Origin of the sequence: Paenibacillus sp. FSL R5-0810, from assembly GCF_038002285.1 — a bacterium.
Lineage (GTDB): Bacteria > Bacillota > Bacilli > Paenibacillales > Paenibacillaceae > Paenibacillus_AQ > Paenibacillus_AQ lactis.
The window spans coordinates 4,182,313-4,208,424 of record NZ_JBBOCF010000001.1; the positions used below are offsets into that span (position 1 = coordinate 4,182,313).

Genomic DNA, 26,112 nt, shown 5'->3' on the forward strand with positions numbered 1-26,112 from the left:
TTTAGCCCTCCAATTCATAACGGTAGTTCTCGACCACCGTATTCGCCAGAAGCTTCTCGCACATTTCCTTGACGCGCTGCTCAGCCTCTTCACGGTTATCCGTATTCAGCTCAAGCTCCATATACTTACCGATCCGCAGGCTCTCCACTTCCTTGTAGCCGATCGAATGAAGCGCCCCCTGCACCGCGACCCCTTGCGGATCCAAAACGCTCTGTTTAATCGTGACGTAGACCTTAGCTTTCAACATGTTCTCCTGCTCCTCCTCGAAATAATAAATGGTATAAAGGACTGCTCGTATTACAAGCTTGCTGCCGTCAGCCGGCGGTAAATATCGGTATAACGGCGTGTCGTCTCCTCCACCACATGCAGCGGAAGCGGATCCGGCTCGCTGTTCTTGTCCCAATCGGAAGAAGCGAGGTACGTGCGTACAGGCTCCTTGTCCATGCTGTCGATCTCAATGTCCAGCGCATAGTTCGCTTCATCCCAGAAACGGGAGGAATCCGGCGTGAAAATTTCGTCGATCAGGACGATCTCGCCGTCGATCAATCCGAACTCGAACTTGCAATCGGCAAGAATGATGCCGTGCTTCCGGCAGTAGTCGCGGGCGAATGTGTAGAGCATCAAGCTTTTGTCCTGCAGCTGCAGAGCCAGCTCCTCACCCACAAGCTCCTTCATCCGGCCGAGCGAGATGTCTTCGTCGTGACCGACATCGTTCTTGGCAGCCGGCGTGAAGATCGGCTCCGGAAACGCTTCGTTCTTGCGCAGGCCCTCCGGCAGCTTAATGCCGTTAACCTCGCCCGTGGACTGATATTGCCGCCAGCCACCGCCGGTAATATATCCCCGGACAACACATTCAATATCGATGCGCTCAGCCTTGCGGCATACCATGATCCGTCCGTCCAGCAGTGTTTTGTCCTTCACGGCATCCCCGAGCCGGTTCACGTCGGTATGCACCATATGGTTGGCGATCAGGTCCTTCGTCTGTTCAAACCAGAAGGCGCTCAGCTTATTCAGCACGGTTCCCTTAGCCGGTACGGGCGGCTCCAGGACATAGTCAAAAGCGGAAATGCGGTCGGTTACTACGATGAGTACATGCTCACCCAAATCATAAAGCTCACGGACCTTGCCCTTATAAAGCAGCGGTGCGTTGATCAGGTGGGCCGCGGTCGATAATGCCGGTAATGTCATAGGTTCCTCCCATTAGACTACAGTTTGTCTGCCTGTTTATTACACGATCTTGCAAAATTCGATTCCAGCGCTTCGGGGCACAGTCCCCGGATTCCCGCAATTGCTCGTTGAAATCCGGGACGGCCTATGCTTGCAATGCCAGCATTCCGTTAGGAAGGCTTTTATTCAGGAGACTGCTGCACTTCTAAATCATTCTGATTTGCAGAAATCGATCTTCTCCATGCTTATTGTAAAAAGCGGATAAATCCGCGCCTTAAACTATTCCAGGCCGAGCTTGGCAAAAATCGTATCGACATGCTTCAGATGCCAGCTCGGATTAAAGGCATCCTCGATTTCCTCGGGGCTGAGCACTTCCGTAATCGCCGGAGTCGCCTCCACGATTTCGCGGAATTGACGCTGCTCCTCCCATGCCTGCATGGCGCGTGGCTGTACGGTATCGTAGGCCTGCTCGCGGCTGAAGCCCTTGTCAATCAGCTTCGTCAGAAGGCGGCCGGAGAATGGCACGCCGTACGTACGGGCCATATTGCGCTTCATGTTCTCAGGAAAGACCGTCAGGTTCTTCACGATGTTGCCAAAACGGTTCAGCATATAGTTCAGCAGCATCGTGGCGTCCGGCAGGATGATGCGTTCCACGGAGGAGTGGGAAATATCCCGCTCATGCCACAGCGACACATTCTCGTAAGCGGATACCATGTGGCCCCGAATCACGCGGGCCAGACCGGAGATGTTCTCCGAGCCGATCGGGTTGCGCTTATGCGGCATAGCCGAGGAGCCCTTTTGCCCTTTTGCAAAAGCTTCCTCCACCTCACGCACCTCGCTCTTCTGCAGCGCGCGCACTTCGGTTGCAAACTTCTCAAGCGATGTCGCGATCAGCGCCAGCGTCGCCATATATTCCGCATGACGGTCACGCTGCAGCGTCTGCGTGGAGATCGGCGCAGGCTTCGTGCCCAGCTTGCGGCAGACGAATTCCTCAACGTACGGGTCGATATTGGCATAGGTGCCGACCGCGCCGGAAATTTTGCCGTACTGCACGTTATCGGCGGCATGGCGGAAGCGCTCCAGGTTGCGGATCATTTCCTCGTGCCATAGCGCCATTTTCAGACCGAACGTAGTCGGCTCCGCATGAACGCCATGCGTTCTGCCCATCATCGGCGTGTATTTGTAGGCAATCGCTTTCTCCTTCAAAATACCGATAAACCGAAGAATGTCCTGCTCCAGAATTTCATTTGCCTGCTTCAGCAGATAACCCATCGCGGTATCCACCACGTCCGTGGAGGTCAGCCCGTAATGAACCCATTTCCGCTCGTCGCCAAGAGTCTCCGATACGGCGCGGGTAAAGGCGATCACGTCATGCCGCGTTTCCTGCTCGATTTCATAGATCCGTTCGATATCAAAGGATGCATTCTGGCGAAGCTTCACCGTATCTTCCTTCGGGATTACTCCGAGCTCGGCCCAAGCCTCGCATGCGCAAAGCTCCACCTCCAGCCATGCTCTGAATTTGTTCTCCTCGGTCCAGATCGCCCGCATTTCCGGTCTGCTGTAACGTTCAATCATCGTTTAATCCTGCCTCCAAATATTAGTTTTCTCTACCCACTCCAAGGCGTCCCTGACATCCCCGCATAACAGGTTGATGTGTCCCATCTTGCGATTGGCCTTTGCCTCGCTCTTGCCGTACAGATGAAGCTTCGGCACGACGCCAAGCGACTCGGCGAGCTCGTCATGTTCGCCGAAGCGCTGCACCGCTGCTTCCAAATGCTGACCCAGCACGTTCACCATGACCACAGGGCTCAGCAATGTCGTATCACCTAGCGGCAGATCGCAGATCGCTCTGACATGCTGCTCGAATTGCGACGTTGCAGAGGCCTCCATCGTATAGTGGCCGGAGTTGTGCGGACGGGGCGCAAGCTCGTTCACGTACAGCTCCCCTTCCTCCGTCACGAACATCTCCACGGCCAGGAGCCCTACCGCGTTCAAGCCCTCTGCCACGCGTTCGGCAAGCTGGCGGGCCCTGAGCTGAATATCGCTTGGCACTCTCGCAGGGACGATGGATAGATGCAGTATATTGTTGACATGCACGTTCTCCGCCGGCGGGAAGCTCTTGACGCTGCCGCTTGGCGTGCGCGCCGCGATAACGGAAATCTCGCAGGCGAACTTCACGAACTTCTCCAGCACAAGCTCGGCCCCGCCGGCCGCCAGCGTCTCGTACGCCGGCTGCAATTGCTCCTCGCTGCGAAGAACGGCTTGCCCCTTACCATCATAACCTCCGGTAGCCGTCTTTAGCACGCATGGAAGTCCAAGCTCGGCTGCTGCGGATTGTAAATCTTCCAAACTGTTGATCTCACGATACGGGGCGACCGGCACGCCTGCCGCTTCAATCGCCGCCTTCTCGCGCAGCCGATGCTGCGTCGTATACAGAAGCTTGCTGCCCTGGGGCACGTAAGACTGCTCCTCCAGCAGCTTGGCCACGCCCGCATCCACATTCTCGAATTCGTACGTAATGACATCCGCCTGCTCCGCTAGTTTGCGTGCGGCTTCCACATCGTCATAGCCTGCCGTAATCTGCTCGGAAATCTGTCCGAGCGGCGAATTTGGAGTCGGGTCGAGGGTGACGAACGAATACCCCATTTTGACTCCGTCCAGCGCCATCATGCGGCCCAGCTGGCCGCCGCCGAGGACGCCGATCACCGAGCCCGGCAGAAGCCGTCTCCCGGCAGCCGTCTGCTGCAATGTCTGACGATCCGTCATAGGCTATCGCCGCTTTCCAGTACTTCGTCGCGAATCCGATCCCGGCGTGCCTGCACTCTGGCACGGATATCCGCATCCGAAGCGCCCAATATTTGCGCGGCGAGCAGCCCTGCGTTGACGGCACCCGCCGTACCGATCGCGACGGTAGCGACGGGAATGCCACCAGGCATCTGCACGATCGACAGGAGCGAATCCAGTCCGTTCAGCGATTTGGATTGCACCGGCACGCCGATGACCGGCAGCACCGTCTTCGAGGCCACCATTCCCGGAAGATGCGCCGCGCCGCCGGCGCCGGCGATAATGACGCGAATTCCCCGGCCCTCCGCCTCTTCGGCGTACCGGAACATCAGGTCCGGCGTGCGATGCGCGGATACGACCTTTTTCTCATACGGAATTTCCAATTCATCTAACACCTTGCATGCCTCGGACATCGTCGCCCAATCCGACTTGCTGCCCATAATGACTCCAACTTGTGCTGCCATGAGTACCCCCGCTTTCTCATGATTAATCTCGGTAACATTGAAATTCCCTGCAAAGCCTCCGGCGCTAACCGCTGTTTCCTCGGAAATCTTTGCGGGAAGCCAGTCACGCGCATTCGATACAGATGAAAAAAGTCCGATCCCGTAAACACAAAGCTGTGCAGGTCTCGGACAATCAAGGAATACGACGCTGCCGCCCGATGTCAAAAAAGACATGGTGGGAAAACGAGCTTAACGATCAAGCTGACCCGCCCAAGAAGCGGTCATCAAGCTTTGAAGCCCTGGCCCGCTCATCCTGCCGCACCGTGTGTACTCCCTCGTAGTCCGAAAATTTACGGTTTCCGGGTAGAGACTTCCGGGCCATATCCCCGGCTTTATACGAGAAATATTTAATTCTAGAATTTTTGTAAAACCCACAATTTCATTAATCTTGCTCAATCATTAATCACACTAAATAAGTTCTTTTGAACCTCAACATCCTCAGTTTATCAATCTCTGACACCTCATGTCAACCTAAACCCGAACATTCTCAAATATTGAAAATATAATGTTCGTATTTAACCAAACATATCATCATGGCTGCGTTAACATGTAAACAGAATCCCTGCGCGGGGATTGAACCATGCATACCGACGACAAGCCATCGGGAGGAACGCCCACATAACAACACTTCGCATCTCAAATGAAAAAGGCACTCTCGCAAGATCCATGATCTGCCAGAGTGCCTCTATTGTTGTATGTCTCACATTTGATTGAACCAGCCTCTATTTCACAACAAGCACCGGGATGGTTGCATGCTGGACAACATTGTGGCTTACGCTCCCGAGCACGAACTCGCGAATGCCGCCTAAGCCGCGGCTGCCGATCACGATAAGATCGATGTCGTTCTGTTTGGCATATTCCAGAATCACTTCGGCAGGGGCTCCCTGTATCATGTTGACCTGGCCGTTCACACCCGAATGCTCGATGCGCTCCTTGATTTCTTCTGTCGTCTGCACCGCAATATCGTAAACGTCTTTATTCAGTGAAGCCGGAATCGGAGCAAGTCCTTCCCCGACAAAAAAACGCGGAAAATCATAAGCATGAACCACATGCAGCGTAGCGTCCGGATTCGCCTGGGTCAGCTCGACCGCGCGTCCGAGTGCTTTATTTGCCGCTTTGGAGCCGTCGTAAGCCAGTAGAATGTTCGTAAACAGCATACAGGCCACCTCTTTCCTATGTGATAAGACTGAAGACCTACTGTAATATTATTTATTTACCCATAATGCCTCTGTTTGAACCGAGCCGTCTAACTTGCTTTAAGTGTAATCTCGTATGTAGGAACCGACTAAGATTACCTCCAGAAATACCCGTACAGCACCGCGTTCAAAAACAACAGCAGCGGTATGCCGATCTTGAACGATAAATGCCTTGTTTTATGACGCTTCCGATACATCGCTATCCATGCGCCTAAAGCGCCGCCGACCGCAGCCAGCAGAAACAGCGTCCGTTCCGGAACGCGGTCCCGTCCCAGCCTGGCACGCCGCTTGTCCTCGGACATCACCAGATAGGCAACCGCATTAATGAATATAAACCATACAATCAGCGCGGTTCTCACGAATGCTCCCGCCCCCCATGACCAGCCGGTTCAATCGGTCTTTTACGCACGACCCCGGCCTATATACTAACGTTCTCACCATATTATAAATCTGCATGATATAGAAGTACACCGAAAAACTCCCCTCCTTGGTGAGTGAGGGATAGCGTGTGTGACGTTTTGACATGGTCGCATATGTTGAAGATCCATGCCGTCGCAGCGATCGCATAATTCCTTGGCGGGATATGCAGACGAAAAGCGTAAGAAGCCGCCCATAAGATCGAACGCCGGCCGATGACTCGCCGATGCCCTTCTTATAAGACGGCAAAAAAGAATGATTAAAGGGTCTGTTCCGTCCCCAAGCTTACGATTCGCCCTTCGGAATTTCATTCAAGCTCGGAACATAGTCCGCAGCCTTCTTCGGCTTCAAGGTTTTGCTCTCTTCGAGAATGCTTGCCTTGTTTTGCTGGTTCTCCGTTTTTCTTGCTTTATGGTTCGGCATGCCCTTCACCTCCTGTCCGTAGAATGGGCTATTGTCCTGGAGGTTATGCGGACAGGAGGAAAGATTAACGAAATGCGTTTTGCCGTGCCTTGCGCTCCGTACCTATTCCTTGCCCTTCTGCTCAAGCGCAGCCTTCAGCAGCTCGCCGAGGTTCGAACCGATCGACTCCGGCTTGCTGTATTGCTGGAGCAGCTTCCGTTCCTCGCGCTTGTTCACATGCTTCGCGTCCTTTTTGAGCGTTTCGGTAATGCCGCAGCCAAGGCACTGGACGTACATGCCGGCCTTGCCTTCCTTCAGCTCCATCTTCTTATGGCACTGCGGGCAGCGCCGGTTCGACAGCCGCTTCTCGCCGGAGCGCTTGTAGCCGCAGTCCTCGCTCGGGCAGACAAGCAGCTTGCCGCGCTTCGTCTTCTTCTCGAGCAGACGCGTGCCGCAGTCCGGGCAGTGGCTGTTCGAGACGTTATGCGGCTTGTATTCCACATCGCTTCCCTTGACCTCGGTTACCAGCTTCTTCGTCATATCCCGGATGCCCCGCAGGAACGGCTCGGGCTTGCCCTGCCCCTTCGCGATCCGCTCCAGCTCGGCTTCCCAGCGGGCGGTCAGCTCCGGCGTCCGCAGCTCCGGCGCCACCAGCTCGATGAGCTGCTTGCCCTTCCCGGTCGGATGCAGGGACGAGCCCTGGCGCTCGATCGTATCCGAGCTGACCAGCTTCTCGATGATGTCCGCCCGCGTCGCCGGCGTGCCGAGGCCGTGCTTCTCCATCTGCGACAGGAGCGCCGCCTCCGTATAGCGCTTCGGCGGCTGGGTGCGTCCCGGCTTCAGGATGCAGCGGGCAACCTTCACCGGCTGGCCTTCCTTCAGCTCGGGCAGCAGCTTGCCTCCCGGAGCCGAACCTTGTGCGTCGTCATCCTCGCCATCAGCGTCATCGTCATAATCGCCGCCGTACACCTCGCGCCACCCGCTGTCTTTGACCGTCGTCCCTTTCGCATGAAACGTCTCGCCTTCGATCTGAACGGTGACGGCGACTTGATCGTACCGTGCCGGCGGATAGAACAGGCTGATGAAGCGGCGGACGATAAGGTCGTACAGCTTACGCTCATCCGCCGTGAGCTGGTTCAGAAGCACCGTCTGCTCCGTCGGGATAATCGCATGGTGATCCGTTACCTTGCTGTCGTCTACGACCCGCTTGCCCGGCGACAGGCTCTTGCGGAGCAGCGGACGGGCCAGCGCCGCATAGGGCCCCACCGCGATGCTCGACAGCCGCTCCTTCAGCGTTCCGACCATGTCGGAGGTCAAATAACGGCTGTCCGTACGCGGATAGGTCACGAGCTTATGCTGCTCGTACAGCCGCTGCAGGACGTTCGACGTCTGCTTGGCCGAGAAGCCGAACCGGCGGTTCGCATCCCGCTGCAGCTCGGTCAAATCGTACGCTAGCGGATGCGGCTCGTTCTTCTCGCTCTTTTTTACGCTGACAATCTTCCCCGAGGCGCCCTCCAGCTTCTGCTTGAGCTTCGCTGCGCGATCCTTCTCGAACAGACGGCCGTCTCCCCCGGCTGCCCGCCAGGAAGCCTCGAAGCTGCCGAGATCGACCTGCAGCGTCTCATATTCCTGGGAGCGGAAGTTTATGATTTCCTTCTCCCGGTCCATAATCATGCCAAGCGTCGGCGTCTGAACCCGGCCCGCCGAGAGCTGGGCATTAAATTTCGTGGTCAGCGCCCGCGTCACGTTCAGCCCGACCATCCAATCCGCCTCCGCCCGGCACCGCGCCGACTCGTACAGGCGGTCGAACTGCTGGCCCGGCTTCAGGGAAGCAAAGCCTTCCTTGATCGCCTTATCCGTCTGGGATGATATCCACAGCCGCTTGAAGGGCTTGTTCCACTTCGCCATTTTCAGAATCCAGCGCGCCAGCAGCTCGCCCTCGCGGGCGGCATCCGTCGCAATGATCAGCTCGCCGATATCCTGGCGTTTCATCAGATGCTGCACGTTCTTGTATTGATGGCTGGTCTCTCTGAGCACTTTAAGCCGCATGGAATCCGGCAGAATCGGCAAATCCTCCAGCGCCCAGGTCTGATATTTCTTATCATAGTCCTCCGGCTCCGCCAGGCCGATCAAATGCCCGAGCGCCCAGGTAACGACGTATTTCGGTCCTTCAAAATAGCTCTTATGCTTCTCGCGGCTGCCCATCACCCGGGCAATTTCCTTGGCCACGGACGGCTTCTCCGCCAATACCAATACTTTCATAGCTCTCCCCTTCCTCTGTATCCCTATTATAACCTCCTCCCCGTATTTTCCACAAAAAAAGAGGCGCGCTTTGGCTCCACCTTAAGGCGGCAGCAAAACGGCCTCTTACACATATCCGATACTTCGCACCCCATACTCCTCATATCCTGCATCGCAAGGACAAGCTCTGATAACATCCAAGGCTAGCCGTATTACACCAGCCCGTTAACGATTAACCTCATGAAGAGTTAGGTTAGGAGAATTTTTCGTCCTATCGGTTCCTCTATTGCTTCTTATCCTCTTCCACGTAACGCCCTTGCTCCGGCACAGCCAGCTCGTCAAAATCCCGGGCCAGGCGCTTCAGCGATACCGACAGTTCATCTCCCGACATCGGCACCCCATGCCCCGTCACCGCAAGCGCAGGATTCAGCGCTTCCAGCCGGCGCACCGATTCCCTTGCCGCATCCCAATCCGGGGTAAAATACATCGGCGGTCCGTGAAGCTCCTTCTCCTGGCTGATCACCGCCAGCGCCGATTCCTGCCGGACCGTAATGATCGCGTCCCCCGCGATCAGCGTGCGGTCCCGTTCGCGGAACAGCGAGATATGCCCCGGGCTGTGCCCCGGCGTCGGAATCCAGCGCCATTCCGGCAAGCCTGGCACCGTGCCGTCCATCGGCAGCGGGTGGATCCGCGAGCCGAGATCGATCGCCCGGTTCGGATACATCGGCGCTAACCGTGCCATCAAGCCGCCGCCCACGCTTGGATCGCCGGGAGGATAGTCTTCGCGCCCCGTCAAATACGGCAGCTCTATTTCATGGGCATAAACGGGCACACTCCAGCGGTCCGCCAGCTCCTTCACATTGCCGACATGATCGAAATGGCCATGCGTTAGCACGATACTTACAGGCGGCCGCCCAAACCGCTTCTCCGCCGCCTCGGCAATCGAGCCTTCAAAATTACCGATGCCGGTATCCACCAGCACCCAGTCGCCCGAGCCGGGCGAACCGACCATCTGAAGATTGACGATCATCGTGCGAAGATTGATAAGATCGGGCAGCACCTCTTCGGTATCCACCGCTCCTGTATTCAGCATGCTGTGTTCGTTCATGCTTCTAACGCCTCCTTTTTTCCGTTAATGCGCTCTTGGTTATAACATACCCGTTTTCGCGCATTTCAACGTGAGAAGGGAGCGGTTATTGAATGATTTTGTTCAATCGTTCCAGATAACGCCAGCGCGTTATAAAGAAATACACGATCTGGACGGTCAGGAAGAACAAGAAAATCTTGAGGCTGTGGCCCACAATCGAGAAATCGACGAGCTGCTGAAGCGCGACGAACGCAACCCCGCTGTGTATAAGCGCGATAAGCATCGGCAGGAAAAACATGATCAGTAACTGCCTGGTCACGATGGTTCCAAGCTCCTTCCGGCTCAATCCCACCTTCGCGATCATTTGGTACTGCTGCTCATCCCGTGCCAGATCGGCATACAGACGGAAATAAACAAAGCTTGCCGCAAAGGTGAAGAAGACGATGCCGACCAGGCCGCTGACCATCAGCAAAATGCCGTTTTTCTGCTGGGCGCTTTTCCAATCAATGTACAAGGAGTTCAGGTAATAGCTGTAATCGCCGCTTTCGTTGAACCGCTCCACCATCGCTCTTGTCGCATCCCCGGTATCCTTCCAGTTTTTAACGTAAAACGCATGGAAGATGACGAAGCCGTACTCCCCCTGCTCCTCCTGTGTTTTTTTCACCTTCTCGTACAGGCTGTCCGATACGACAAACTGCTCGCCATAGCCCTGAGGCACGGCGATAAACGTTTCCGCTTTGGCTATCTGAAGCGTGACCGCTTCTTTGCCGGTCTCAAGCTCGATCTCCTCATACGCTGGCCCATGGATTCTGTAGCTGTTTTTTTCCGTAACGGTGCTGGGCGTCAGAATCGCCTCATGCTCGCCTAAAGTCTCCGCCGGGTACCCGAGGGATCGGATCAGCTCATTATACTCGCTAAGCTTGACCAGCTTCATGCCGTTCGCCGAGAAAATCGGCTGCACCGACGTCTCCTTATAGTCGAATCCGCCCTTCTCCAGCTCCTCCCTGATGATCGACAAATGCTGATTCCCGAGCTTCGCTTCCTCCTCGAAATAGGGATACGTATAAGCATATGGATTTTCCATGGCCGACAGCCCCGGATCCCCGATCGCCAGCGTTGTTCCGATTCCCGTAAAGGCTGAAGCCGAGATGATCGACACGAGGAAGAACATGACGGCGTTATCCTTGATCCGGTACATCAGCTCGGAAATGGTCAGCAGATTGGTTTTGCGGAAGAAAAATCTCTCCTTCTTCTGCAGATACCGCATAAAATAAACGCTGAACTGGGTGAAGAGGAAATACGTTCCCAGAATGACCAGCGCTACCCCACCGAACAGGAGCAGGAAGTTGAAGATTTGCAGTACGGCAAACGCCATAACCACGCCGTATCCTGCAGCGATCAGCAGCACCGCCAGGACAGCCAGCCAAGGCGAAGCCTTCGGCTGCGGCTTGGGACTCTCCTCCGCCTTAACCAGCGCAAGCAGCGTTCCCTTTCGAAGCATGACCGAGGAGAACAAGGCGATCAGGAGGAACAGCACCGCATAAGCCACCGCCGTCAGCAGGAGCGCCTTTAGCGGAAAATAAAACGGCAGCCCGTTATCCACCGCCAGCACCTTGGCGCTGATCAACAGAATGAGCTTGGAGAACAGCACGCCGGTTCCAATACCTGCCACGATTGCCGCCGCCCCGATCAGGAGGTTCTCGATGAACAGCATCCGGTTCAGCTGCTTCCGGGACATGCCCAGAATCAGCAGAATCCCGAACTCCCGCTTGCGGACCTTGATGAAGGCCCCGACGGAGTACAGCAGGAAGAAGAATGAAAAGATGAATACGATATATTGCGACACCGTCATGCCTATCGTTCCGAGCTCGCTCATCGTGCCGCTGGAGGAAACGATCCCGTCCTTGAGCTCGGGGTGAAACGCTAGCAGGCCATAGGTGAAGAAAATCATCACGGAGAAGGCGCTGCTCAGAAAATGCGCAATATAGGTCCGCTTGCTCCGCAGAACGTTATTAATGGCGAACTGGCGAAAATTCATGTCCCGAACCTCCCAGCAGTGACAGCACATTAATAATTTTCTGATAAAAGGCGGACTGATTGTCCCCGCTCGTTATCTCGTTATACAGCTGGCCGTCCTTGATAAAAATGACCCGATTGCAATAGCTCGCCGCTACCGGGTCATGCGTGACCAGGAGCATCGTGACCTTGTCCTCTTTGTTTCGGCGGTCCATGATCTCCATCACGTCCCGCGCCGACTTGGAATCCAGGTTGCCGGTCGGCTCATCCGCGAGCACCAGCTTCGGCACGTGGATCATCGCGCGGGCGACGGCCGTCCGCTGCGCCTGCCCGCCCGAAATCTCGTAGGTCCGTTTGTTCAGGATGGAGGTAATGCCGAGCTTATCGGCCAGCACTTCGACACGGCGGTTCATTTCCTCAAGTTCGATACCGTCAAGTGCAAGCGGGAGTACAATGTTCTCCTTCACCGTGAGCGTATTGAGCAGATTGAAGGACTGAAAGACGAAACCGAGCTCGCGGCGGCGGAACATCGCCAGCTGATCCTGCGACAACCGGAACGGATCTTCTCCGCCGATCCGGATCTCTCCGGAGGTAGGCCGGTCGATCGTCGAGATCATGTTGAGCAGGGTTGTTTTCCCGCTGCCAGACGGCCCCATAATGCCGACGAACTCCCCTTCCTCGATGCTTAAATTAATATTCGACAGCGCTTCGTGGGACACGGCCGCCTTATAGACTTTGCCCAGATTGCGCACGGATAGAATTTCCATGAAATAAACCTCGCTTTCAAAAATTGGCTTTCGCTCGTAAGGCTAGTGTAGCGCATGCCCCTCTAAGCTCCTATCGATCCGTCTTTCACGAATCTTACATCGATGTAAGATTCGTTTTTAGTGCCCGTGCATCATCCCGGCACAACGTTCAAGAACGCCTTGCGGACACAAAAAAACCTTATCGCCGGGTTCAAGATGTCCGCAGGGGGATCATCATGATCATCGGGATAAGGTTCGCGGCTGGATCCTTCTTCCGCCTTATAATCCGAATCACTGCAGAAACAGGAGCCTTATGGTCGTCCCCTGCCCGGGCTCGGATTCCAGCTCGATTCGATGGTTCATTTTCCGAACGACCTCGCTGACCAGGTAAAGGCCCATCCCGGTCGACTCCTTCAGCTTCCTGCCGTTCTCCCCCGTATAGAACGGATCGAATACCCGCTTGATATCGGATTTCGGAATGCCCATCCCCCGGTCCGTCACCTCCAACACCACTTGGCGCCGATCCTCGGAGTAGAACGCCTGGACCGTAACCTTTAGCCCGGAACCGGACGAATACTTGATGGCATTGGACAGCAGCTGCATGAGAATGAAGCGGAGCCATTTTGCATCCGTCTGAACAGTGAGAGCGGGATCGATGATCACCTCCGGGTAGACATGGCTGTGAATGAAATAGCGCTTGTTCTCATGCACTGCGTCCACCGCAGCCTGGTGAAGCTTGACCGGCTCCACGCTGAAATCCTGTTCGAAGGTTTCCAGCCGCGACATGTACAGCACCATTTCCAGGCCGCGCCGAATGCGGTCGGACTCCTCGGAGATGCTCCTGTAGCCGTCGTTGTCGTCCTCCTGGGTAATCATCTCGATGACGGAGAGCGGCGTTTTCATCTGATGCACCCATTGGTTCATAAATATGAGATGCTCCCGCCGCCGGCGCTCCCATTCCTCCATCTGGTTCCGGTATTGGCGGTATTGCTCCTCCATGAGCTCGCTGAGAGCGGTCGGCAGCGGGGCCGATTCGTTGTGCTTGATGGATTCCTCCAGCGAGATTAGGGGCTGCGATAAACGCTCATAGAAGTCCCGGTGGGTGTAAAACCGGAATGCCAAATATCCCCCCATCACGGAAAGCCCCAGCAGCACCGCGTACGAGGCCGTCACGGGATGATCATAGCCGTCGTACCAGAATACGAGGAGCACCACCAACAGCTCCGCGGCCGTAAACAGGATCAGCGGCAGATGCTCGCGCCAGAACAGCCTCTTCATTGCGGCCTCTGCCAGACGGGATGCAACCTGTACCCGGAGCCCCGTACCGTTTCTAACGCGCCTTCGATGCCCAGCTCCATCAACCGTTTTCGTACCCGGTTAATGTTTACGCTGAGCGTATTGTCATCCACGAATGTATCGTCCCACAGCTTCTCCAGGATCGTCTCGCGGGTGACAAGGCGCGGGCTCCGGGCCAGCAGCGTCTCCAGCAGGATCGTTTCCTTCTTCGTAAGCGGCGCCGTTTGTCCGTTCAGCTGGAGCTCCATCCGTTCAGGGTAAAGGACCAGCCCTTCCTTCTCCACCGTTCGTTCGCCGGAGCCGGGGGCATAGTCGCCGTATACCCGCCGCAGCTGGCTGTGGATCTTGGCAATGACGATGTCATACGCGAACGGCTTCGTAATGTAATCGTCGGCTCCGTTCTCCAGCGCCCGCAGCTGGTCGGGGGTTCCGTTTCTTGCGGATATAAATATAATCGGGCACGTGGACATCGACCGGATCTGGCGGCACCAGAAATACCCGTCATAGCTGGGCAGATTGACATCCAGCAATACGAGATGCGGCTTGATTTCCCGGAACCGCTCAAGCACATGATCGAACTCCCGGATGATGATGCCTTCATTTCCGTACCTTGCGATCTGCGATTCAAGCAAACCCGCCAGCTTCGGATCATCCTCCACGATCATGATTTTGTACATCATCCTTCCCCCTCATGGCATGCAAGGCCAGAAGCGTAATTATCGCTTCACCTCGTCTTTTACTGTTTCCCTTTAACGAGCGCGGCTTCGAAAAAGTTTGTTCCCTCCGGGGAAACGCCCTGCACAAAAATCCGCCCTCCGGTTTCGCCGGAGCGCCGGACGATGATCGTGTCCTTCAGCCTTGCCTCGTGGTTGTAGGTGATTTTGAATCCGGTGACCTTATCGCCCTGCAGCTCCGGCTCATCCAGCACGTCCATGCACAAGTCGGCATAGCGTGCGTTATTCAAATGACCATTCACGTCGATTCCGCTGTATCGGACCACGGTCGTATAGGCTTCCCCGAGCTCGATGCCTTCCGGCAATACCGCCTTGCTCGGCAGCTCCCCTACGGAATCCTGCCCGATGGGAACGTCATACGGAAACATGGATGGACGCAAAATTTTCCGTTTCTGAATATCCACCAGCGTCCATACCGAACGGGCGCCGCCCACCTGCTCCCCATGATCGTTCATAATCCGGTAATCCCGGTGCCAGAGCACCCCTTTGGAGCCGCGGCTCCAGGTCTCCACATGTATGGTTTCCATATCGCGTGGAATGCTTGTCATATCCGCTTCAAGCGTAATGAGCATCCAGCCGAGTCCCCGCTCAATCATCTCCTCGCGATCGATTCCCAGCGCCTCGATATGCTTGTCCGCCGCTCTTTGCATAATGCTCAGCAGCGACGACCAGCGGCAGTCTCCCCTGAAATCCGCATCCACGGATTGAATCGTATACGTCTCGGTCCATTTCTCTACCATAGCCTTAACTCCATCTCCTTTTATTAGCCTAAGCCCGCTGCAACATTTCAAGGATATCAATTCCCGTCCGTTTTTCAAAGCAGTACTCCCAAAGGTTGAGGCTGCTGGAATAAAGTAATACATTCGAGTTTTGGGGTTACCCGGTTTAAAAGTCACTTCTTTGGTTAATAGTAAGGCACAAACAACTATAACTTATACGAGGTGATAAACATGAGTTTTCTGTGGTCATTAATCGTAGGCGGTATTATCGGATGGATCGCGGGCTTGATTATGGGAAGAGACATCCCTGGCGGTATTATCGGTAACATCATCGCCGGCTTTGTCGGCGCATGGCTCGGCGGCCTGCTGCTGGGCGAGTGGGGCCCTGAGATGGGCGGCTTCTACCTCGTGCCTGCATTGATTGGTGCCGTGGTGCTCGTCTTTATCGTCAGCCTGATCATGGGCTCGATGAGACGTAACCGTTCCTAATCTTTGCCTCGGGTTAAACCCCATTGGCGCGGGCATGGAGAACGTTCCTTTACTTGCAAACATAAGGGACCAATGAGTAGCTCCAGTCCTTCAATATTGGGTATACGTAAAAAGATGCAGAAACAGGGTGCCGCAAGCCTTCAGCTTGCTTGGCACCCTGTTTTGCTGCGATTGAAGTCCACTCCTTTAAGGGAGCGGCAATCCGTGCTTCTTAGCGTAGTTCCCCCAATGAGGCTTGCGGCCGTCGATATCGGAGAAGCCGTATTCATCCGATAAATCCCAACTGGTCAGCGCTCTCCCGCTCTTCTCCGACACCTTCGGATCTGCGGCAAGCGCCGCCACCGCCTGTCCGATCAAGTAGGGCGTCTCCGACTCGATGAAATGCGGATCCTTCGCCACGGCATCCTGCCAATTATCCTCGCTGACCCCGAAATGCGCAAGCATTTGCTCGGATCGGAGGAACCCCGGGGTAACCGACAACGCCGTCACGTTATAGGGACTAAGCTCGGCCGCCATTGCTTCCGCCAGGTGGATGCCCGATATTTTCGCAAGGCTGTAATATAGATTGCCCCGGTAACGATAAGTGGAGCCGTCCGTGATTTCAATGACAAGTCCGCTCCCTTGCTGGACCATAAGCGGCACGCCGTAATAACTGGTCATGAGATGGGAGGTAACGGCCCGCTCCTGCATAAGCAGGCCGTCCGACAGGAACTGCTCCCAGAAGGGAACGTTCCAATGCGTCAGATGCTCGCCGCCCCATACATCGTTCACGAGAATGTCCAATTGACCGTTTTGTTCTTCGCTCACGCGCTCAAACAAAGCCTTTACCTGCGCCTCGACTGTATGGTCGCATTTTACCGGAATGCCGACGCCGCCGCGCTCCGTCACCATGTCCGCCGTATCCTCAATGGTCTCGGGACGATTTATGTCCGATTTCTGTCCTCGGACGCTGCGGCCGGTGCAATAAACGGTCGCTCCCGCTGCTCCGAGCATAACCGCAATCGCCCGGCCCGCTCCCCGGGTTGAGCCTGCTACGACCGCAACCTTCCCCTTCAATGGCTTCGTTTCCAAGGTTTCCATGGATAATACCTCCCGCATGTTTGATTTCGAAATTCGCATGCTTACGGCCATTATTTTATCCTTCATATATGACATCCATTGTCTTATATCCATGCTACAATGAATGAAATTATCGAAATCGAGGTGACGCCTTCATGCGAGCTGACCGTCTGCTGTCGATCATGCTGATGCTACAGAACGGGGGGAAAAAGAATACGCGTTATCTGGCCGAGCAGCTGGAGGTTTCGGAGCGGACCATCATCCGCGATATGGAGAGCCTCAGCGCAGCCGGCATTCCGGTATATGCCGAGCGGGGTCAGGCAGGGGGATGGATGCTCGAGGAAAGCTATCGGACGAATCTGACGGGGATGACGCGGGAGGAGCTGATTTCGCTTCTCATATCAAGCCACAGCCCGCTGATCGGCGACCTGGAGATCGGCAAGCAATTTGATGCCGCCTATCAGAAGCTGCTGGCGTCTTCTCCACGGTCCATTCGGCAGGACGCCGAGATGATCCGGGAGAAAATCCATATCGATGGCGCTGGCTGGCACTCCTTCAATCAATCGCATCCATACTTAACGGTCATTCAGGAGGCGCTGTGGGAGAACCGCAAGCTGCGGATCCATTATATGAAGGGAGACGAACGGGTAGAGCGCATCGTACATCCGCTCGGCCTTGTCGCCAAACGAAATACCTGGTATCTTGCTGCCGATACGCAGGAGGGACTCCGGACATACCGCGTCTCAAGAATAGCCGATGCCTTGGTGCTTGAGGATACGTTCATCCGGCCGGAGGGCTTCGATCTCGGTCGTTATTGGGAAGAGTCGGTCGCGAGCTTTAAGCGGAACTTGCCCAGCTACACCGCCCGGGTCGAGATGACGAAGTCCCTGATCAAGCGCTTTGAAAGAGAGCGGTATGTCAAAATCCTCCATCAAGAGCCCCTCGCACAGGAAGGCTGGATCGAAGCCGATCTGGAGCTTGAAACGCTGGAATCCGCTTCGGCCTTCCTGTTAAGCTGCGGCGCGGAGATTAAAGTGCTCGCCCCTCAGGAGCTCCGCGATCATGTAAGCTCGGCCGCGAAAGCGATATGCCGGCTGTACGAGTAAAGGCATGGGCAAGACGAAAGCCGGCCGACTCTCGATGAACAGAGAGCGGCCGGCGTTTTAAGAGGATCATTTTATGGGTGAATATGATAGGGCATGAATTTATCGTTTGGTGTTTAACGGCTTTAAATTCGCTTCGATCGCTTCACGCTTCCCTTCGAGGAACGGCGGCAAGGCGAGGGTTTCTCCCAGGTGGTCGACATGCTCATCGGTATCGAATCCCGGGCCGTCGGTAGCCACTTCGAACAAGATGCCGTTCGGTTCCCTGAAATACAGGGAACGGAAGTAGTATCGGTCGACATATCCCGAATTCGGGAAGCCGACGGCGCCGATCTGCTGAATCCATGCCTTCAGCTCCTCCTCGTCCTCTACCCGGAAGGCTACGTGGTGAACGCCCCCGCGTCCGAGGCGCTCCCGAGGGAGGTCAGTCCGCTCTTCCACATGAACCTCGGCACCGGTCCCCCCTTCTCCGGTCTCGAATACGACAATGTCCGGCTGACCCTGGGCCGGGGAGGCGTACTGGCCTTTGCGCCGGAAGCCCATCAGCTCCGTGAGCACCTGCACCGTTGGCTGCGCGTTCGGTACGGTCAGCTGAACGGGACCCAGGCCGATAATCGCGTATTCCGGCGGCACCGGCCCTTTTGCCCACGGACGGCCCCCGGCTACGCCCTCATTGTTCTCATCGGACACAAGTATGATCCGCTGTCCCTCAAAGTCCCTGAACGCCAAGGTAAGCCTTCCGGCGCGTTCCTTCACGTCCTCGCGCTCAACGCCGTGCTGATCCAGACGCTCCGCCCAATAGGTCAGCGCTTGATCGCTCGGCACCCGCAGCGAAGTGGCGGAAATGCTGTTGTTTCCCTCACGCGTCCGTCCCGCCATCGGAATTTCGAAGAAGGTAAGCTCTGTTCCGGGATTCCCCTTCTCATCGCCGTAAAATAAATGATATACCGACACGTCGTCCTGATTGACCGTCTTCTTGACGAGTCTCATCCCCATAATTTCAGTATAAAAGTCAAAATTATTGGAAGCCGACGCGGTCAGTGCGGAAACGTGGTGAATGCCTTTAAACTCCATGATGATTACCTCCTTGGGTGATCTGGCTTGATCTTGATTGCCGTGACTTCGGGACAGGTTCAGCGGTTCTCCTGTTCGTTCAGCCTTGCCGTTCGCGGGACGGAACGACTCCTTGACTCGTAACGATGCCGTTGTATAATTGACGCCCGGCTCCTTCGTAACAACGCCTTGCTCTTATTTGAGTTTTGAGGTGCTTGTGGAATCAGTTTAGACCCAAAAGGAATGAACGTCAAGTCTTAATTTTAAGATTTATAAAATAAAGATATATTCGGTGTAAAAGGCATCCATATTAACAACATAAACATCAAAACAGGTGCCCCTCCCTTATCGTTAGGAAAAACACACCTGTTAATGCACCCTCGCATTCTATTTCATGCCGCACTTCTTCATTCCATACTTCGTTACAGCCGCCTGAAGCCCCGACTTACATAGCCGTTGTGGCCTCCTCACGGTATTCGGAAGGCGTCTTGCCCGTTATTTTCTTGAACACCTGCGTAAAATACCTCGGATCCTGATAGCCGACAAGCGGCGCAACCTGATACACCTTAACATTGGTATTACGCAGGATGCTCTTGGCCTTCTCGATCCGGCACTCCGTCAAATACTCCAGGAAGGTATACCCCGTCGTCTGCTTGAACAGCGTGCAAAAATGGCCAATGCTCAAATCGGACAGCTCGGATACTTCCTCGATGCTGAGATCCTTCTGGTAATGCTCGGCAATGTACGCCTTGGCTTTGCCGATGACAGCCTGGACGTTGTCCCGGGAGTGGCCGGTTCGGCTATCGGTCATCCATTGGCCGAAACGCGATTTCATGACATCCATCAGCTCCTGCAGCGTCTGGGATGATTGGAACTGCTGCAGCAGTTCCTCCAGAGACCATTCGAACGTCACCTTCATATGCTCGAATTGCCGATACAGGACGACGCTCAGCTCAAACAGCAAACGTTCCGCCATTTCGCGGCTGATGGCATGCTCGCCGATATACGCCTTGGTTTCGTCCAAGAGCTCAAGCAGACGCTCCTTGTTGAGCGTACGGATGCTTTCCACCATGAGCGACTCCAGCTGTTTGGGATATTTCAATCCGCCTGACTGCTCCGCTTCGGATTCCCCTCCTCCCGGGAACACGCCCTCCGCTCCCGTATAAAACCGCCGGTACAAAGCCCTCACCGCCGTTTCGTACGCCACGCCGAGCCGGTCGATACCGGCCATGCCGCCGCTGAAGCCGACGGAGCAGGACAGCTTCGTATATCGCTTGATCAGCCCGACCAGATCCCGCCCGATTGTCTCCTGCCGGTCGCGGGTCAAGCTTGGGAGCAGCAGCACCCACTCCCCGCTGCGGAACGGAAATACCGTTAGGCCTCCATTCATCACCGACCATTCCTCCAGCACATTGCGCACCGCAAACAGCCACAGCCGCTTCTCGTCCATCGACCACTGCTGGTTCAGCCGCGGATAGTGATCCAGCTGAATCACGGCCATTGTATAGCCGTCCTCGAGCTCGCTGTCTTCGAGCCACTGCATATGCTGGAGCGGGCTTCGGCTGCCCTCGATGAATTCCGTCAGCATCCGCTCGCGGGCAAGCAAGGACAGAACCTTAACCGAATGCAGCATCCGGTCGTCGGCCATTTGCCGCTCCAGCGTCTTGGCGGCCCTGGCAATCGTCTCGGTCAGCTCCTCATGATCGATCGGCTTCAGCAAGTAATCGAAGGCGCCCTCACGGAGTGCTTCCCTTGCGTATTCGAACTCGCCGTAACCGCTGATGAAGATAATGAGGCGCCTGGATTGGTCGGCCTTCAGCTCTTTCATCAGCGTAATCCCGTCCATGCCCGGCATGCGGATATCGCTAATGACCAAATGCGGCGAAAGCTCGCGCGCGAGCTTCAGCGCACTGTCACCGCTCTTCGCTTCCCCAACGACCTCGAGGTCGAGCTCATCCCAAGGAATCGCCGCCTTCAGGCTGCGCAGTATCATCGGTTCATCGTCGACCAGCATCACTCTGAATTTTCCGTCCGACCCTCCCATAGCCATCCCCCCTTGCCCCCTATTATTCGATTACCGCATTTCTTCGCAGCCGCCAATACCGCACCGAGGACGCCTGAATTTCCTCCAGCGCCGCCGCAGCATCCATCCGTCCGCCGATCATCTCCTCGACCACTTTAAGAAAGGTCCGCGTAACCTCCGGCGACAGCTGGTTGTCATAAGGTATGAAGGTGCTGGGCGACTGCTCCATCAGCTCGATCACCTGGGCGAAGACCGGCCCCGTCTCGTTGGCGTCAAACGTAATTTTCATCGAAGGGACGCGCAGTCCCTCATACACTAGGCGGGTCTGGACCTCCGGCGTATAGAACATTTGCAGCAGCTCCAGCGCTGCCTGCTTCTTCAGCTCATCCATATTAGAGGACAGACCGATTCCGATCGTATAACCGCCGGCCAAGGAGCGGGCTTCGCCCGGGCAGAGCGACGGAAACGGAATGACGCCGACCTCCTGCTGAAATTCAGGGCGGTCCTCATTCTGAAACAGCGTGATGTCCCAGCTGCCGTTCAAATACATCGCCGCCTTTCCTTCGGTAAACAAAGCGATCGCCTCTTCCGTGGAAAGATCATTGGCTCCCTCGCTGAAAGCGCCTTGCCCGATCCACGATTCAAGGTCATGGAACGCCTGAAGATAGGGCTCGTTATGAAAGCTCACCCCATCCTGTCCCTCGACCAGCCTGCTGATCAGCCCGGGACCCGCATGGCGATCCATGAAATATTGCGCGAATATCCCGGCCGGCCAGCGGTCCTCGTTCCCTAGCGCAAACGGAATCAGCCCGTTCTCCCTCAGCACCCGGATCGCCTCGCTCAAGTCGCTTATCGTCTCCGGAGGCTCAAGCCCCAGCTTCCGAAACAACGTCCTGTTGTAATAAATCGGCTCCGCATGGCCTTCAAACGGCAGACCGTACACCCTGCCGTCCAGCGTCCAGTGATGAAGATCCTTAAATTGATCCGCGAGGCCGTTCTCCTTCAAAAAATCCGTCAAATCCATCAGCCGGTTCGATCTCGCGTAAGGGATGATCTCCGCACCTCCGAACAGCACGAACATATCCGGCGGCGTTCCCGTCACCATCTCGCTCTTCAGCTTCTGCTCGCGGTGAATCGTCTGATCGATGCTCTCGAAGTTTATTTTCACGTTTGGATGCGCTTTCTCATACGTGCGCACGATGGATTCGAAAATATCCAGCACCGGCTTGTCATGCTCCTTGTTCCAGAAGTGGCGGAACGTCAGCGTTATTTTCTCGGGTGCGGCTTCCTGTGCCGGCTCATGCTGCCGCAGCGTAATCCACACGACGGAGAGCGCCAAAAGAGAGGCGTACACAACAATCCAGCCCCAATTCCAAAACCATCTCAAGTGGAGCTCCCCCTTCATGTGAGTATTTTCGGAATCCGAATACGAATCATCGATCCGTAGCCGGCCGAAGAGCAGATCATGAGGCCGTATCGGCTTCCGAACCGAATGCGGAGCCGTTCGTGGACATTCTTGAGCCCGACGCCGTTCTCGCGGTATTTTTTCAGCTGCCCCTGGTCTTTGTTCCACAGCTCGATCAGCGTTTCCGGGTCGAAGCCCGGTCCGTTATCCGTGACATCAATGACGATATCGTCCCGCTGCTCGGATACCTTGATGCTGATATAGCCGCTTTCCTCCATCGGCTCAATGCCGTGATACAGCGCGTTCTCGACAATCGGCTGCACGATCAGCTTCTGGGTGACAAAGTGCCTGAGCGAATCCGGAAGCACGATCTCGTAATCGAATTTTTCCTCAAACCGGAACTTCTGGATCCGCATATAATGCCGGACATGCTCCAGCTCCATGCTGAGCGGAATGAGCTCATGGTGCTCGCTGATGCTGATGCGCAGCAGCTTGCCGAGCGAGATCACCATTTTGCTGATATCCTTGTTTCCTTGCAGAACGGCCATCGAGTTAATCGACTCCAGCGAATTGTATATAAAATGCGGATTGATCTGCGCCACCAGCGCCTGCAGTTCCGCTTCCTTCTTACGTGCCTGCTCGGTCTCCACTTGAGCCAGCAGCTCCTGAATCTGCGTGCTCATCCGGTTGAAGCCGTCGATCAAGAGCCCCGTCTCGTCTTGCGCCCCGTGATGCGGCGGAATCGGGACGAAAATCCCCTGCTTCACCCGCTTCATGCCGTTCACCGCGCTGATGATGCTTCGGACCATGCGCCGGACAAAAAAACGGTCGAATAAAAAAGCCGATACCAATGAAATCAGCCCCAGGATCAGCGCAAGGTTGCGGATGGACACCGATTCGGCGGCGATCAGCTTGCTCGGCGTAATCGCGACCAGAAACCAGTCCTTATTATGGGAAGGCATATACGTGATCAGCGACTTCTCGCCTAAGTAGCGGTCGACGTAATGCCCTTTGCCGTTCACGCCCTCTTCGGCCAGAAAAGGAAACTCCGCCCGTTCCCCGATATGCTCCCCGGACTTGTTGAAGACGATCCGGCCCTGCTTGTTAACCAGCAGGATGTCCCCCTGCTTCAGCGTTGCCGCTTCCCAGAACACCTGATCCAGCAGATCCGGTTTCACGTAAATCACGAAGGTTCCGATATCCTCCAGCGAGTAATAGTCTTTGATCATCCTGGCCTGGATCAAGACCGGGGCACCCGATTCGGCCGAGCCGTTCTCGCCGGGCCCGACCCACAGCGGGCGCCCTTCCGCCTCCCCGACCGCCTTATACCAATCCTGCCCTCTCAGCTCGGCAAGCGGCATGCCTCCGCTTGTATGATAGACAAGCTGTTCGTTCGAATACAGCGCAAACGACGCAATCATCGGATGATTGACGAGGTTATTGATCTCCTGCCGCCGCTCGTATGTGATCGGATAATCCGGCTGCTTCAGCATCTGCTGAACGGTCTGCTGGGTTATCGCCGAATTGGAAATCGTCGTAATCTCGCTTAATGCGAATTTCAGCTTGCTGTCCGTTTCCAAGAGCGATATCGAATAGAAATCGTTCGACTTCTTCTCCATGGCTGCGGAGAAGCTGTAATAGGATACGCCGCCCAGCGCAATGACGGGGATGAAGACAAGCAGAATAATAGCCAGCAATATTTTTCGGCGGAGCTTCATGGCCGGTTCTCCCCCCAATCTCTATCTCTATTATTCTTCGCGCCGGGCGGCATTCCTTGTCGAATGCCCTCTTGTCGATTAACTTTTTATGGCGCCTGATGTCAGGCCGGCGATAACCCAGCGGCTGAACAGCAGGAACACGATCAGCAGCGGCAGCGTTGCCGTGAAGGTCGCGGACATGATCATCCCAAAATCAAGGCCGTCCTTGTTCGTGAACAATTGCTGAAGCGCGATCTGGATCGTATAGTTTTCCCGGTTCTTGAGCACGACGAGCGGCCAGAAGAAGTCGTTCCACACGTTCATGAAGTTCAGAATGCCAAGCGTTGCCATCGCCGGCGTAACGACCGGAATGGCTATGTTCCAGAAGATGCGGAAATGGCCGCCGCCATCGATCCGGCCCGCCTCGATCAGCTCGGTATGGACGGCCGAGGCGATATACTGCCGCATCCAGAAGATTCCGAAGGCGTTGACCATGGCGGGCACGATCAGCGCTTTATAGCTGTCGATCCACTGCAGCTTGGCCATGATGACATATTGCGGCAGGACGCCGAGCTGGGCAGGCACAAGCATGGTCGCGATGACGAACACGAACAGCGTTTTTTTCAGCGGAAATTCATATTTGGCAAAGGCATAGCCGGCCAGCGTGCACAGAAATACGACCGAAAGGGTAACCGCCGTCGAGACGACGACCGAATTGAGCAGCGCCCGGAAGAACTCGGTCCGCTCCAGCACGCGTGCGAAGTTATCGAAAAAGGCCGTTCCCGGCGTAAGCAGCGGCGGAATTTGAAAGGCCGCATCCTTGCCGTTGGTTGCGACGACGAACATCCAGTAGAACGGAAATATCGAAACCAGGGCGCCGAGGATCAGGAATACGTAAAATAACGTCTTGGCGACGATACCGGGTTCATCCGGCTTTTTGCGGGTGACTGAAAGTGTGCTCATGCTTTTTTCCTCCCCGTATCTCCGCCCATCCGGCTCGACAGCATCATATTCAGGACGGAGAACACAATCGTTGCGATAAACAAAAGGACGGCCGTAGCAGCTGCGGTTCCGAAGAAGCCGTTCTTGAACGCCTCATTGTATAAATAGGTGACCATCGTGACCCCTTCCTGCCTCGTGGAGCCTGTACCCGATTGCCCCAGGAACACATACGGCTCCGTGAACAGCTGCAGCGCGCCGATCGTGGACACCAGGGTGACGAATAGAATAAAAGGACGAAGCAGCGGCATGGTAATGTATATAAACTGCTGGCGGCGGCTGGCGCCGTCGATCTTCGCGGCTTCGTAAATGTCGGTGGGGATGCTCTGCAGCCCGGACAAGAAAATAATGGCGTTATACCCCATCCAGCGCCACATGACCATGGTCGAAATGGCGATTTTGACGCCCCACCAGCCGGAATTGAACGGAACGCTTTCCATGCCGAACGTGTTCAGCATCCAGTTGACCATCCCGTTGTTGCCGAACATCGTGCTGAAGACAAGCGTAACGGCCACAATGGACGTAATATTCGGCATGAAATATAGGACGCGGAACGTATTCTTGAACTTGTTCAGCGCAGAATTCAGCATGACCGCAACGAACAAGGCCACGATGAGCTGCGGTACGGTACCCATAAGCGCCATAAGCAGCGTGTTGCCGAATGCGATCCAGAACGTTGGATCCCCGGTGACGAACTCATAGTTTTTGAGGCCGACATATTTCATCGGACCCAGCGCGTCCCACTTATAGAATGACAAATAGATGGTAAACACGATGGGATACAATCCAAAGATGGAGAACAAAATAAAGAATGGTGAAATGAATGTATACGCCGTAAAACGGCTGCGCCGGGTCTCGGTCAAAAACCGCCTTTTTTGCGGCAGCGGCTGCGGCCGTTCGGCTGTAGCGGTATCCGCCATGGATGCACCTCCAGGAAGTAAGTGATAAATCCGAATCCGGGAGAGGATCTTCAGAA

The 26,112-nt window shown here is 55.5% G+C and carries 24 protein-coding genes and 1 riboswitch; of the genes, 2 read left to right on the forward strand and 22 right to left on the reverse strand.

Annotation, left to right across the window (positions count from 1 at the left end; translation table 11 throughout):
• Position 1: 1 nt before the first annotated feature.
• From purS to MKX76_RS18685, 15 genes are all read right to left on the reverse strand, one after another.
• On the reverse strand, positions 2–247 hold the full coding sequence (purS, locus tag MKX76_RS18615; RefSeq protein WP_007132730.1) for a phosphoribosylformylglycinamidine synthase subunit PurS: 246 nt from the start codon (positions 245–247) through the stop codon (positions 2–4).
• A gap of 50 nt (positions 248–297) precedes the next feature.
• A complete protein-coding gene (locus tag MKX76_RS18620; RefSeq protein WP_144869532.1) occupies positions 298–1,188 on the reverse strand; it encodes a phosphoribosylaminoimidazolesuccinocarboxamide synthase in 891 nt (296 codons plus the stop codon).
• 258 nt (positions 1,189–1,446) lie between these two features.
• Positions 1,447–2,742 (reverse strand): adenylosuccinate lyase, encoded by a 1,296-nt coding sequence (purB, locus tag MKX76_RS18625; protein ID WP_213617212.1) that lies wholly within the window; start codon positions 2,740–2,742, stop codon positions 1,447–1,449.
• A 3-nt stretch (positions 2,743–2,745) separates the two neighbouring features.
• Positions 2,746–3,933 (reverse strand): 5-(carboxyamino)imidazole ribonucleotide synthase, encoded by a 1,188-nt coding sequence (gene purK, locus MKX76_RS18630; RefSeq protein WP_341034408.1) that lies wholly within the window; start codon positions 3,931–3,933, stop codon positions 2,746–2,748.
• Positions 3,930–4,415 carry a 5-(carboxyamino)imidazole ribonucleotide mutase gene (gene purE / locus MKX76_RS18635; protein WP_007132734.1) on the reverse strand — a complete coding sequence of 162 codons (486 nt, stop codon included), beginning with the start codon at positions 4,413–4,415 and terminating at the stop codon, positions 3,930–3,932. Before purE ends, purK begins: the two co-directional genes overlap by 4 nt.
• Before the next feature lie 297 nt (positions 4,416–4,712).
• Positions 4,713–4,814: riboswitch (purine riboswitch) on the reverse strand.
• 362 nt (positions 4,815–5,176) lie between these two features.
• Positions 5,177–5,611, reverse strand: coding sequence for a universal stress protein (locus tag MKX76_RS18640; RefSeq protein WP_007132735.1), 435 nt, complete (start codon positions 5,609–5,611; stop codon positions 5,177–5,179).
• Positions 5,612–5,745: 134 nt separating this feature from the next.
• Positions 5,746–6,009 carry a DUF1294 domain-containing protein gene (locus tag MKX76_RS18645; RefSeq protein WP_007132736.1) on the reverse strand — a complete coding sequence of 88 codons (264 nt, stop codon included), beginning with the start codon at positions 6,007–6,009 and terminating at the stop codon, positions 5,746–5,748.
• Between the two features lie 343 nt (positions 6,010–6,352).
• A complete protein-coding gene (locus MKX76_RS18650) occupies positions 6,353–6,490 on the reverse strand; it encodes a hypothetical protein (RefSeq protein WP_007132738.1) in 138 nt (45 codons plus the stop codon).
• A gap of 102 nt (positions 6,491–6,592) precedes the next feature.
• Complete coding sequence (locus MKX76_RS18655; protein ID WP_341034410.1) at positions 6,593–8,731, reverse strand: DNA topoisomerase III; 2,139 nt, start codon at positions 8,729–8,731, stop codon at positions 6,593–6,595.
• 262 nt (positions 8,732–8,993) lie between these two features.
• Positions 8,994–9,818: an MBL fold metallo-hydrolase gene (locus tag MKX76_RS18660; RefSeq protein WP_341034412.1), complete on the reverse strand. Its 825-nt coding sequence runs from the start codon at positions 9,816–9,818 to the stop codon at positions 8,994–8,996.
• Between the two features lie 85 nt (positions 9,819–9,903).
• On the reverse strand, positions 9,904–11,835 hold the full coding sequence (locus tag MKX76_RS18665; protein WP_341034413.1) for an ABC transporter permease: 1,932 nt from the start codon (positions 11,833–11,835) through the stop codon (positions 9,904–9,906).
• Entirely contained in the window at positions 11,810–12,580 is a 771-nt protein-coding gene (locus MKX76_RS18670) for an ABC transporter ATP-binding protein (protein WP_007132742.1), read from the reverse strand. The genes MKX76_RS18665 and MKX76_RS18670 overlap by 26 nt, the downstream gene beginning before the upstream one ends.
• A gap of 270 nt (positions 12,581–12,850) precedes the next feature.
• Positions 12,851–13,837 (reverse strand): sensor histidine kinase, encoded by a 987-nt coding sequence (locus tag MKX76_RS18675; protein ID WP_341034414.1) that lies wholly within the window; start codon positions 13,835–13,837, stop codon positions 12,851–12,853.
• Positions 13,834–14,532 (reverse strand): response regulator transcription factor, encoded by a 699-nt coding sequence (locus MKX76_RS18680; RefSeq protein WP_028406388.1) that lies wholly within the window; start codon positions 14,530–14,532, stop codon positions 13,834–13,836. Before MKX76_RS18680 ends, MKX76_RS18675 begins: the two co-directional genes overlap by 4 nt.
• Before the next feature lie 59 nt (positions 14,533–14,591).
• The gene (locus tag MKX76_RS18685; protein ID WP_341034415.1) at positions 14,592–15,329 is read right to left on the reverse strand and encodes an acyl-[acyl-carrier-protein] thioesterase; all 738 of its coding nucleotides are present in this window, start codon (positions 15,327–15,329) and stop codon (positions 14,592–14,594) included.
• Positions 15,330–15,539: 210 nt separating this feature from the next.
• Here MKX76_RS18685 and MKX76_RS18690 point away from each other — a divergent pair, with 210 nt between their 5' ends.
• Positions 15,540–15,797 (forward strand): GlsB/YeaQ/YmgE family stress response membrane protein, encoded by a 258-nt coding sequence (locus MKX76_RS18690; protein WP_007132746.1) that lies wholly within the window; start codon positions 15,540–15,542, stop codon positions 15,795–15,797.
• 186 nt (positions 15,798–15,983) lie between these two features.
• Here the strand turns inward: MKX76_RS18690 and MKX76_RS18695 are convergent, their stop codons facing one another.
• A complete protein-coding gene (locus MKX76_RS18695) occupies positions 15,984–16,877 on the reverse strand; it encodes an SDR family oxidoreductase (RefSeq protein WP_341034416.1) in 894 nt (297 codons plus the stop codon).
• Positions 16,878–17,011: 134 nt separating this feature from the next.
• Between MKX76_RS18695 and MKX76_RS18700 the strand changes: the two genes are divergently transcribed.
• A complete protein-coding gene (locus tag MKX76_RS18700; protein ID WP_028406390.1) occupies positions 17,012–17,962 on the forward strand; it encodes a helix-turn-helix transcriptional regulator in 951 nt (316 codons plus the stop codon).
• A 99-nt stretch (positions 17,963–18,061) separates the two neighbouring features.
• Here the strand turns inward: MKX76_RS18700 and MKX76_RS18705 are convergent, their stop codons facing one another.
• The 6 genes from MKX76_RS18705 to MKX76_RS18730 all read right to left on the reverse strand — a co-directional run bounded on the left by MKX76_RS18705 (position 18,062) and on the right by MKX76_RS18730 (position 26,056).
• On the reverse strand, positions 18,062–19,033 hold the full coding sequence (locus tag MKX76_RS18705; RefSeq protein ID WP_007132749.1) for a ring-cleaving dioxygenase: 972 nt from the start codon (positions 19,031–19,033) through the stop codon (positions 18,062–18,064).
• Positions 19,034–19,457: 424 nt separating this feature from the next.
• Positions 19,458–21,056 carry a response regulator transcription factor gene (locus MKX76_RS18710; protein ID WP_007132750.1) on the reverse strand — a complete coding sequence of 533 codons (1,599 nt, stop codon included), beginning with the start codon at positions 21,054–21,056 and terminating at the stop codon, positions 19,458–19,460.
• A 22-nt stretch (positions 21,057–21,078) separates the two neighbouring features.
• Positions 21,079–22,422, reverse strand: coding sequence for an extracellular solute-binding protein (locus tag MKX76_RS18715; RefSeq protein WP_341034418.1), 1,344 nt, complete (start codon positions 22,420–22,422; stop codon positions 21,079–21,081).
• Between the two features lie 14 nt (positions 22,423–22,436).
• Entirely contained in the window at positions 22,437–24,158 is a 1,722-nt protein-coding gene (locus MKX76_RS18720) for a cache domain-containing sensor histidine kinase (RefSeq protein ID WP_341034419.1), read from the reverse strand.
• 78 nt (positions 24,159–24,236) lie between these two features.
• Positions 24,237–25,100 (reverse strand): carbohydrate ABC transporter permease, encoded by an 864-nt coding sequence (locus MKX76_RS18725; protein WP_007132753.1) that lies wholly within the window; start codon positions 25,098–25,100, stop codon positions 24,237–24,239.
• Positions 25,097–26,056, reverse strand: coding sequence for a carbohydrate ABC transporter permease (locus tag MKX76_RS18730; protein ID WP_007132754.1), 960 nt, complete (start codon positions 26,054–26,056; stop codon positions 25,097–25,099). Before MKX76_RS18730 ends, MKX76_RS18725 begins: the two co-directional genes overlap by 4 nt.
• Positions 26,057–26,112: the final 56 nt, after the last annotated feature.

What these genes read in the sequence shown, in the direction of transcription:
- MKX76_RS18685 (WP_341034415.1), bottom strand. Translation starts at nt 15,329, where the DNA reads ATGGTAGAGAAATGGACCGAGACGTATACGATTCAATCCGTGGATGCG.
- MKX76_RS18640 (WP_007132735.1), bottom strand. Translation starts at nt 5,611, where the DNA reads ATGCTGTTTACGAACATTCTACTGGCTTACGACGGCTCCAAAGCGGCA.
- MKX76_RS18680 (WP_028406388.1), bottom strand. Translation starts at nt 14,532, where the DNA reads ATGTACAAAATCATGATCGTGGAGGATGATCCGAAGCTGGCGGGTTTG.
- MKX76_RS18665 (WP_341034413.1), bottom strand. Translation starts at nt 11,835, where the DNA reads ATGAATTTTCGCCAGTTCGCCATTAATAACGTTCTGCGGAGCAAGCGG.
- MKX76_RS18705 (WP_007132749.1), bottom strand. Translation starts at nt 19,033, where the DNA reads ATGGAGTTTAAAGGCATTCACCACGTTTCCGCACTGACCGCGTCGGCT.
- MKX76_RS18695 (WP_341034416.1), bottom strand. Translation starts at nt 16,877, where the DNA reads ATGGAAACCTTGGAAACGAAGCCATTGAAGGGGAAGGTTGCGGTCGTA.
- MKX76_RS18620 (WP_144869532.1), bottom strand. Translation starts at nt 1,188, where the DNA reads ATGACATTACCGGCATTATCGACCGCGGCCCACCTGATCAACGCACCG.
- MKX76_RS18670 (WP_007132742.1), bottom strand. Translation starts at nt 12,580, where the DNA reads ATGGAAATTCTATCCGTGCGCAATCTGGGCAAAGTCTATAAGGCGGCC.
- MKX76_RS18730 (WP_007132754.1), bottom strand. Translation starts at nt 26,056, where the DNA reads ATGGCGGATACCGCTACAGCCGAACGGCCGCAGCCGCTGCCGCAAAAA.
- purK (WP_341034408.1), bottom strand. Translation starts at nt 3,933, where the DNA reads ATGACGGATCGTCAGACATTGCAGCAGACGGCTGCCGGGAGACGGCTT.
- MKX76_RS18660 (WP_341034412.1), bottom strand. Translation starts at nt 9,818, where the DNA reads ATGAACGAACACAGCATGCTGAATACAGGAGCGGTGGATACCGAAGAG.
- MKX76_RS18720 (WP_341034419.1), bottom strand. Translation starts at nt 24,158, where the DNA reads ATGAAGCTCCGCCGAAAAATATTGCTGGCTATTATTCTGCTTGTCTTC.
- MKX76_RS18690 (WP_007132746.1), top strand. Translation starts at nt 15,540, where the DNA reads ATGAGTTTTCTGTGGTCATTAATCGTAGGCGGTATTATCGGATGGATC.
- purE (WP_007132734.1), bottom strand. Translation starts at nt 4,415, where the DNA reads ATGGCAGCACAAGTTGGAGTCATTATGGGCAGCAAGTCGGATTGGGCG.
- MKX76_RS18700 (WP_028406390.1), top strand. Translation starts at nt 17,012, where the DNA reads ATGCGAGCTGACCGTCTGCTGTCGATCATGCTGATGCTACAGAACGGG.
- MKX76_RS18725 (WP_007132753.1), bottom strand. Translation starts at nt 25,100, where the DNA reads ATGAGCACACTTTCAGTCACCCGCAAAAAGCCGGATGAACCCGGTATC.
- MKX76_RS18650 (WP_007132738.1), bottom strand. Translation starts at nt 6,490, where the DNA reads ATGCCGAACCATAAAGCAAGAAAAACGGAGAACCAGCAAAACAAGGCA.
- purB (WP_213617212.1), bottom strand. Translation starts at nt 2,742, where the DNA reads ATGATTGAACGTTACAGCAGACCGGAAATGCGGGCGATCTGGACCGAG.
- MKX76_RS18710 (WP_007132750.1), bottom strand. Translation starts at nt 21,056, where the DNA reads ATGGGAGGGTCGGACGGAAAATTCAGAGTGATGCTGGTCGACGATGAA.
- purS (WP_007132730.1), bottom strand. Translation starts at nt 247, where the DNA reads ATGTTGAAAGCTAAGGTCTACGTCACGATTAAACAGAGCGTTTTGGAT.
- MKX76_RS18675 (WP_341034414.1), bottom strand. Translation starts at nt 13,837, where the DNA reads ATGAAGAGGCTGTTCTGGCGCGAGCATCTGCCGCTGATCCTGTTTACG.
- MKX76_RS18655 (WP_341034410.1), bottom strand. Translation starts at nt 8,731, where the DNA reads ATGAAAGTATTGGTATTGGCGGAGAAGCCGTCCGTGGCCAAGGAAATT.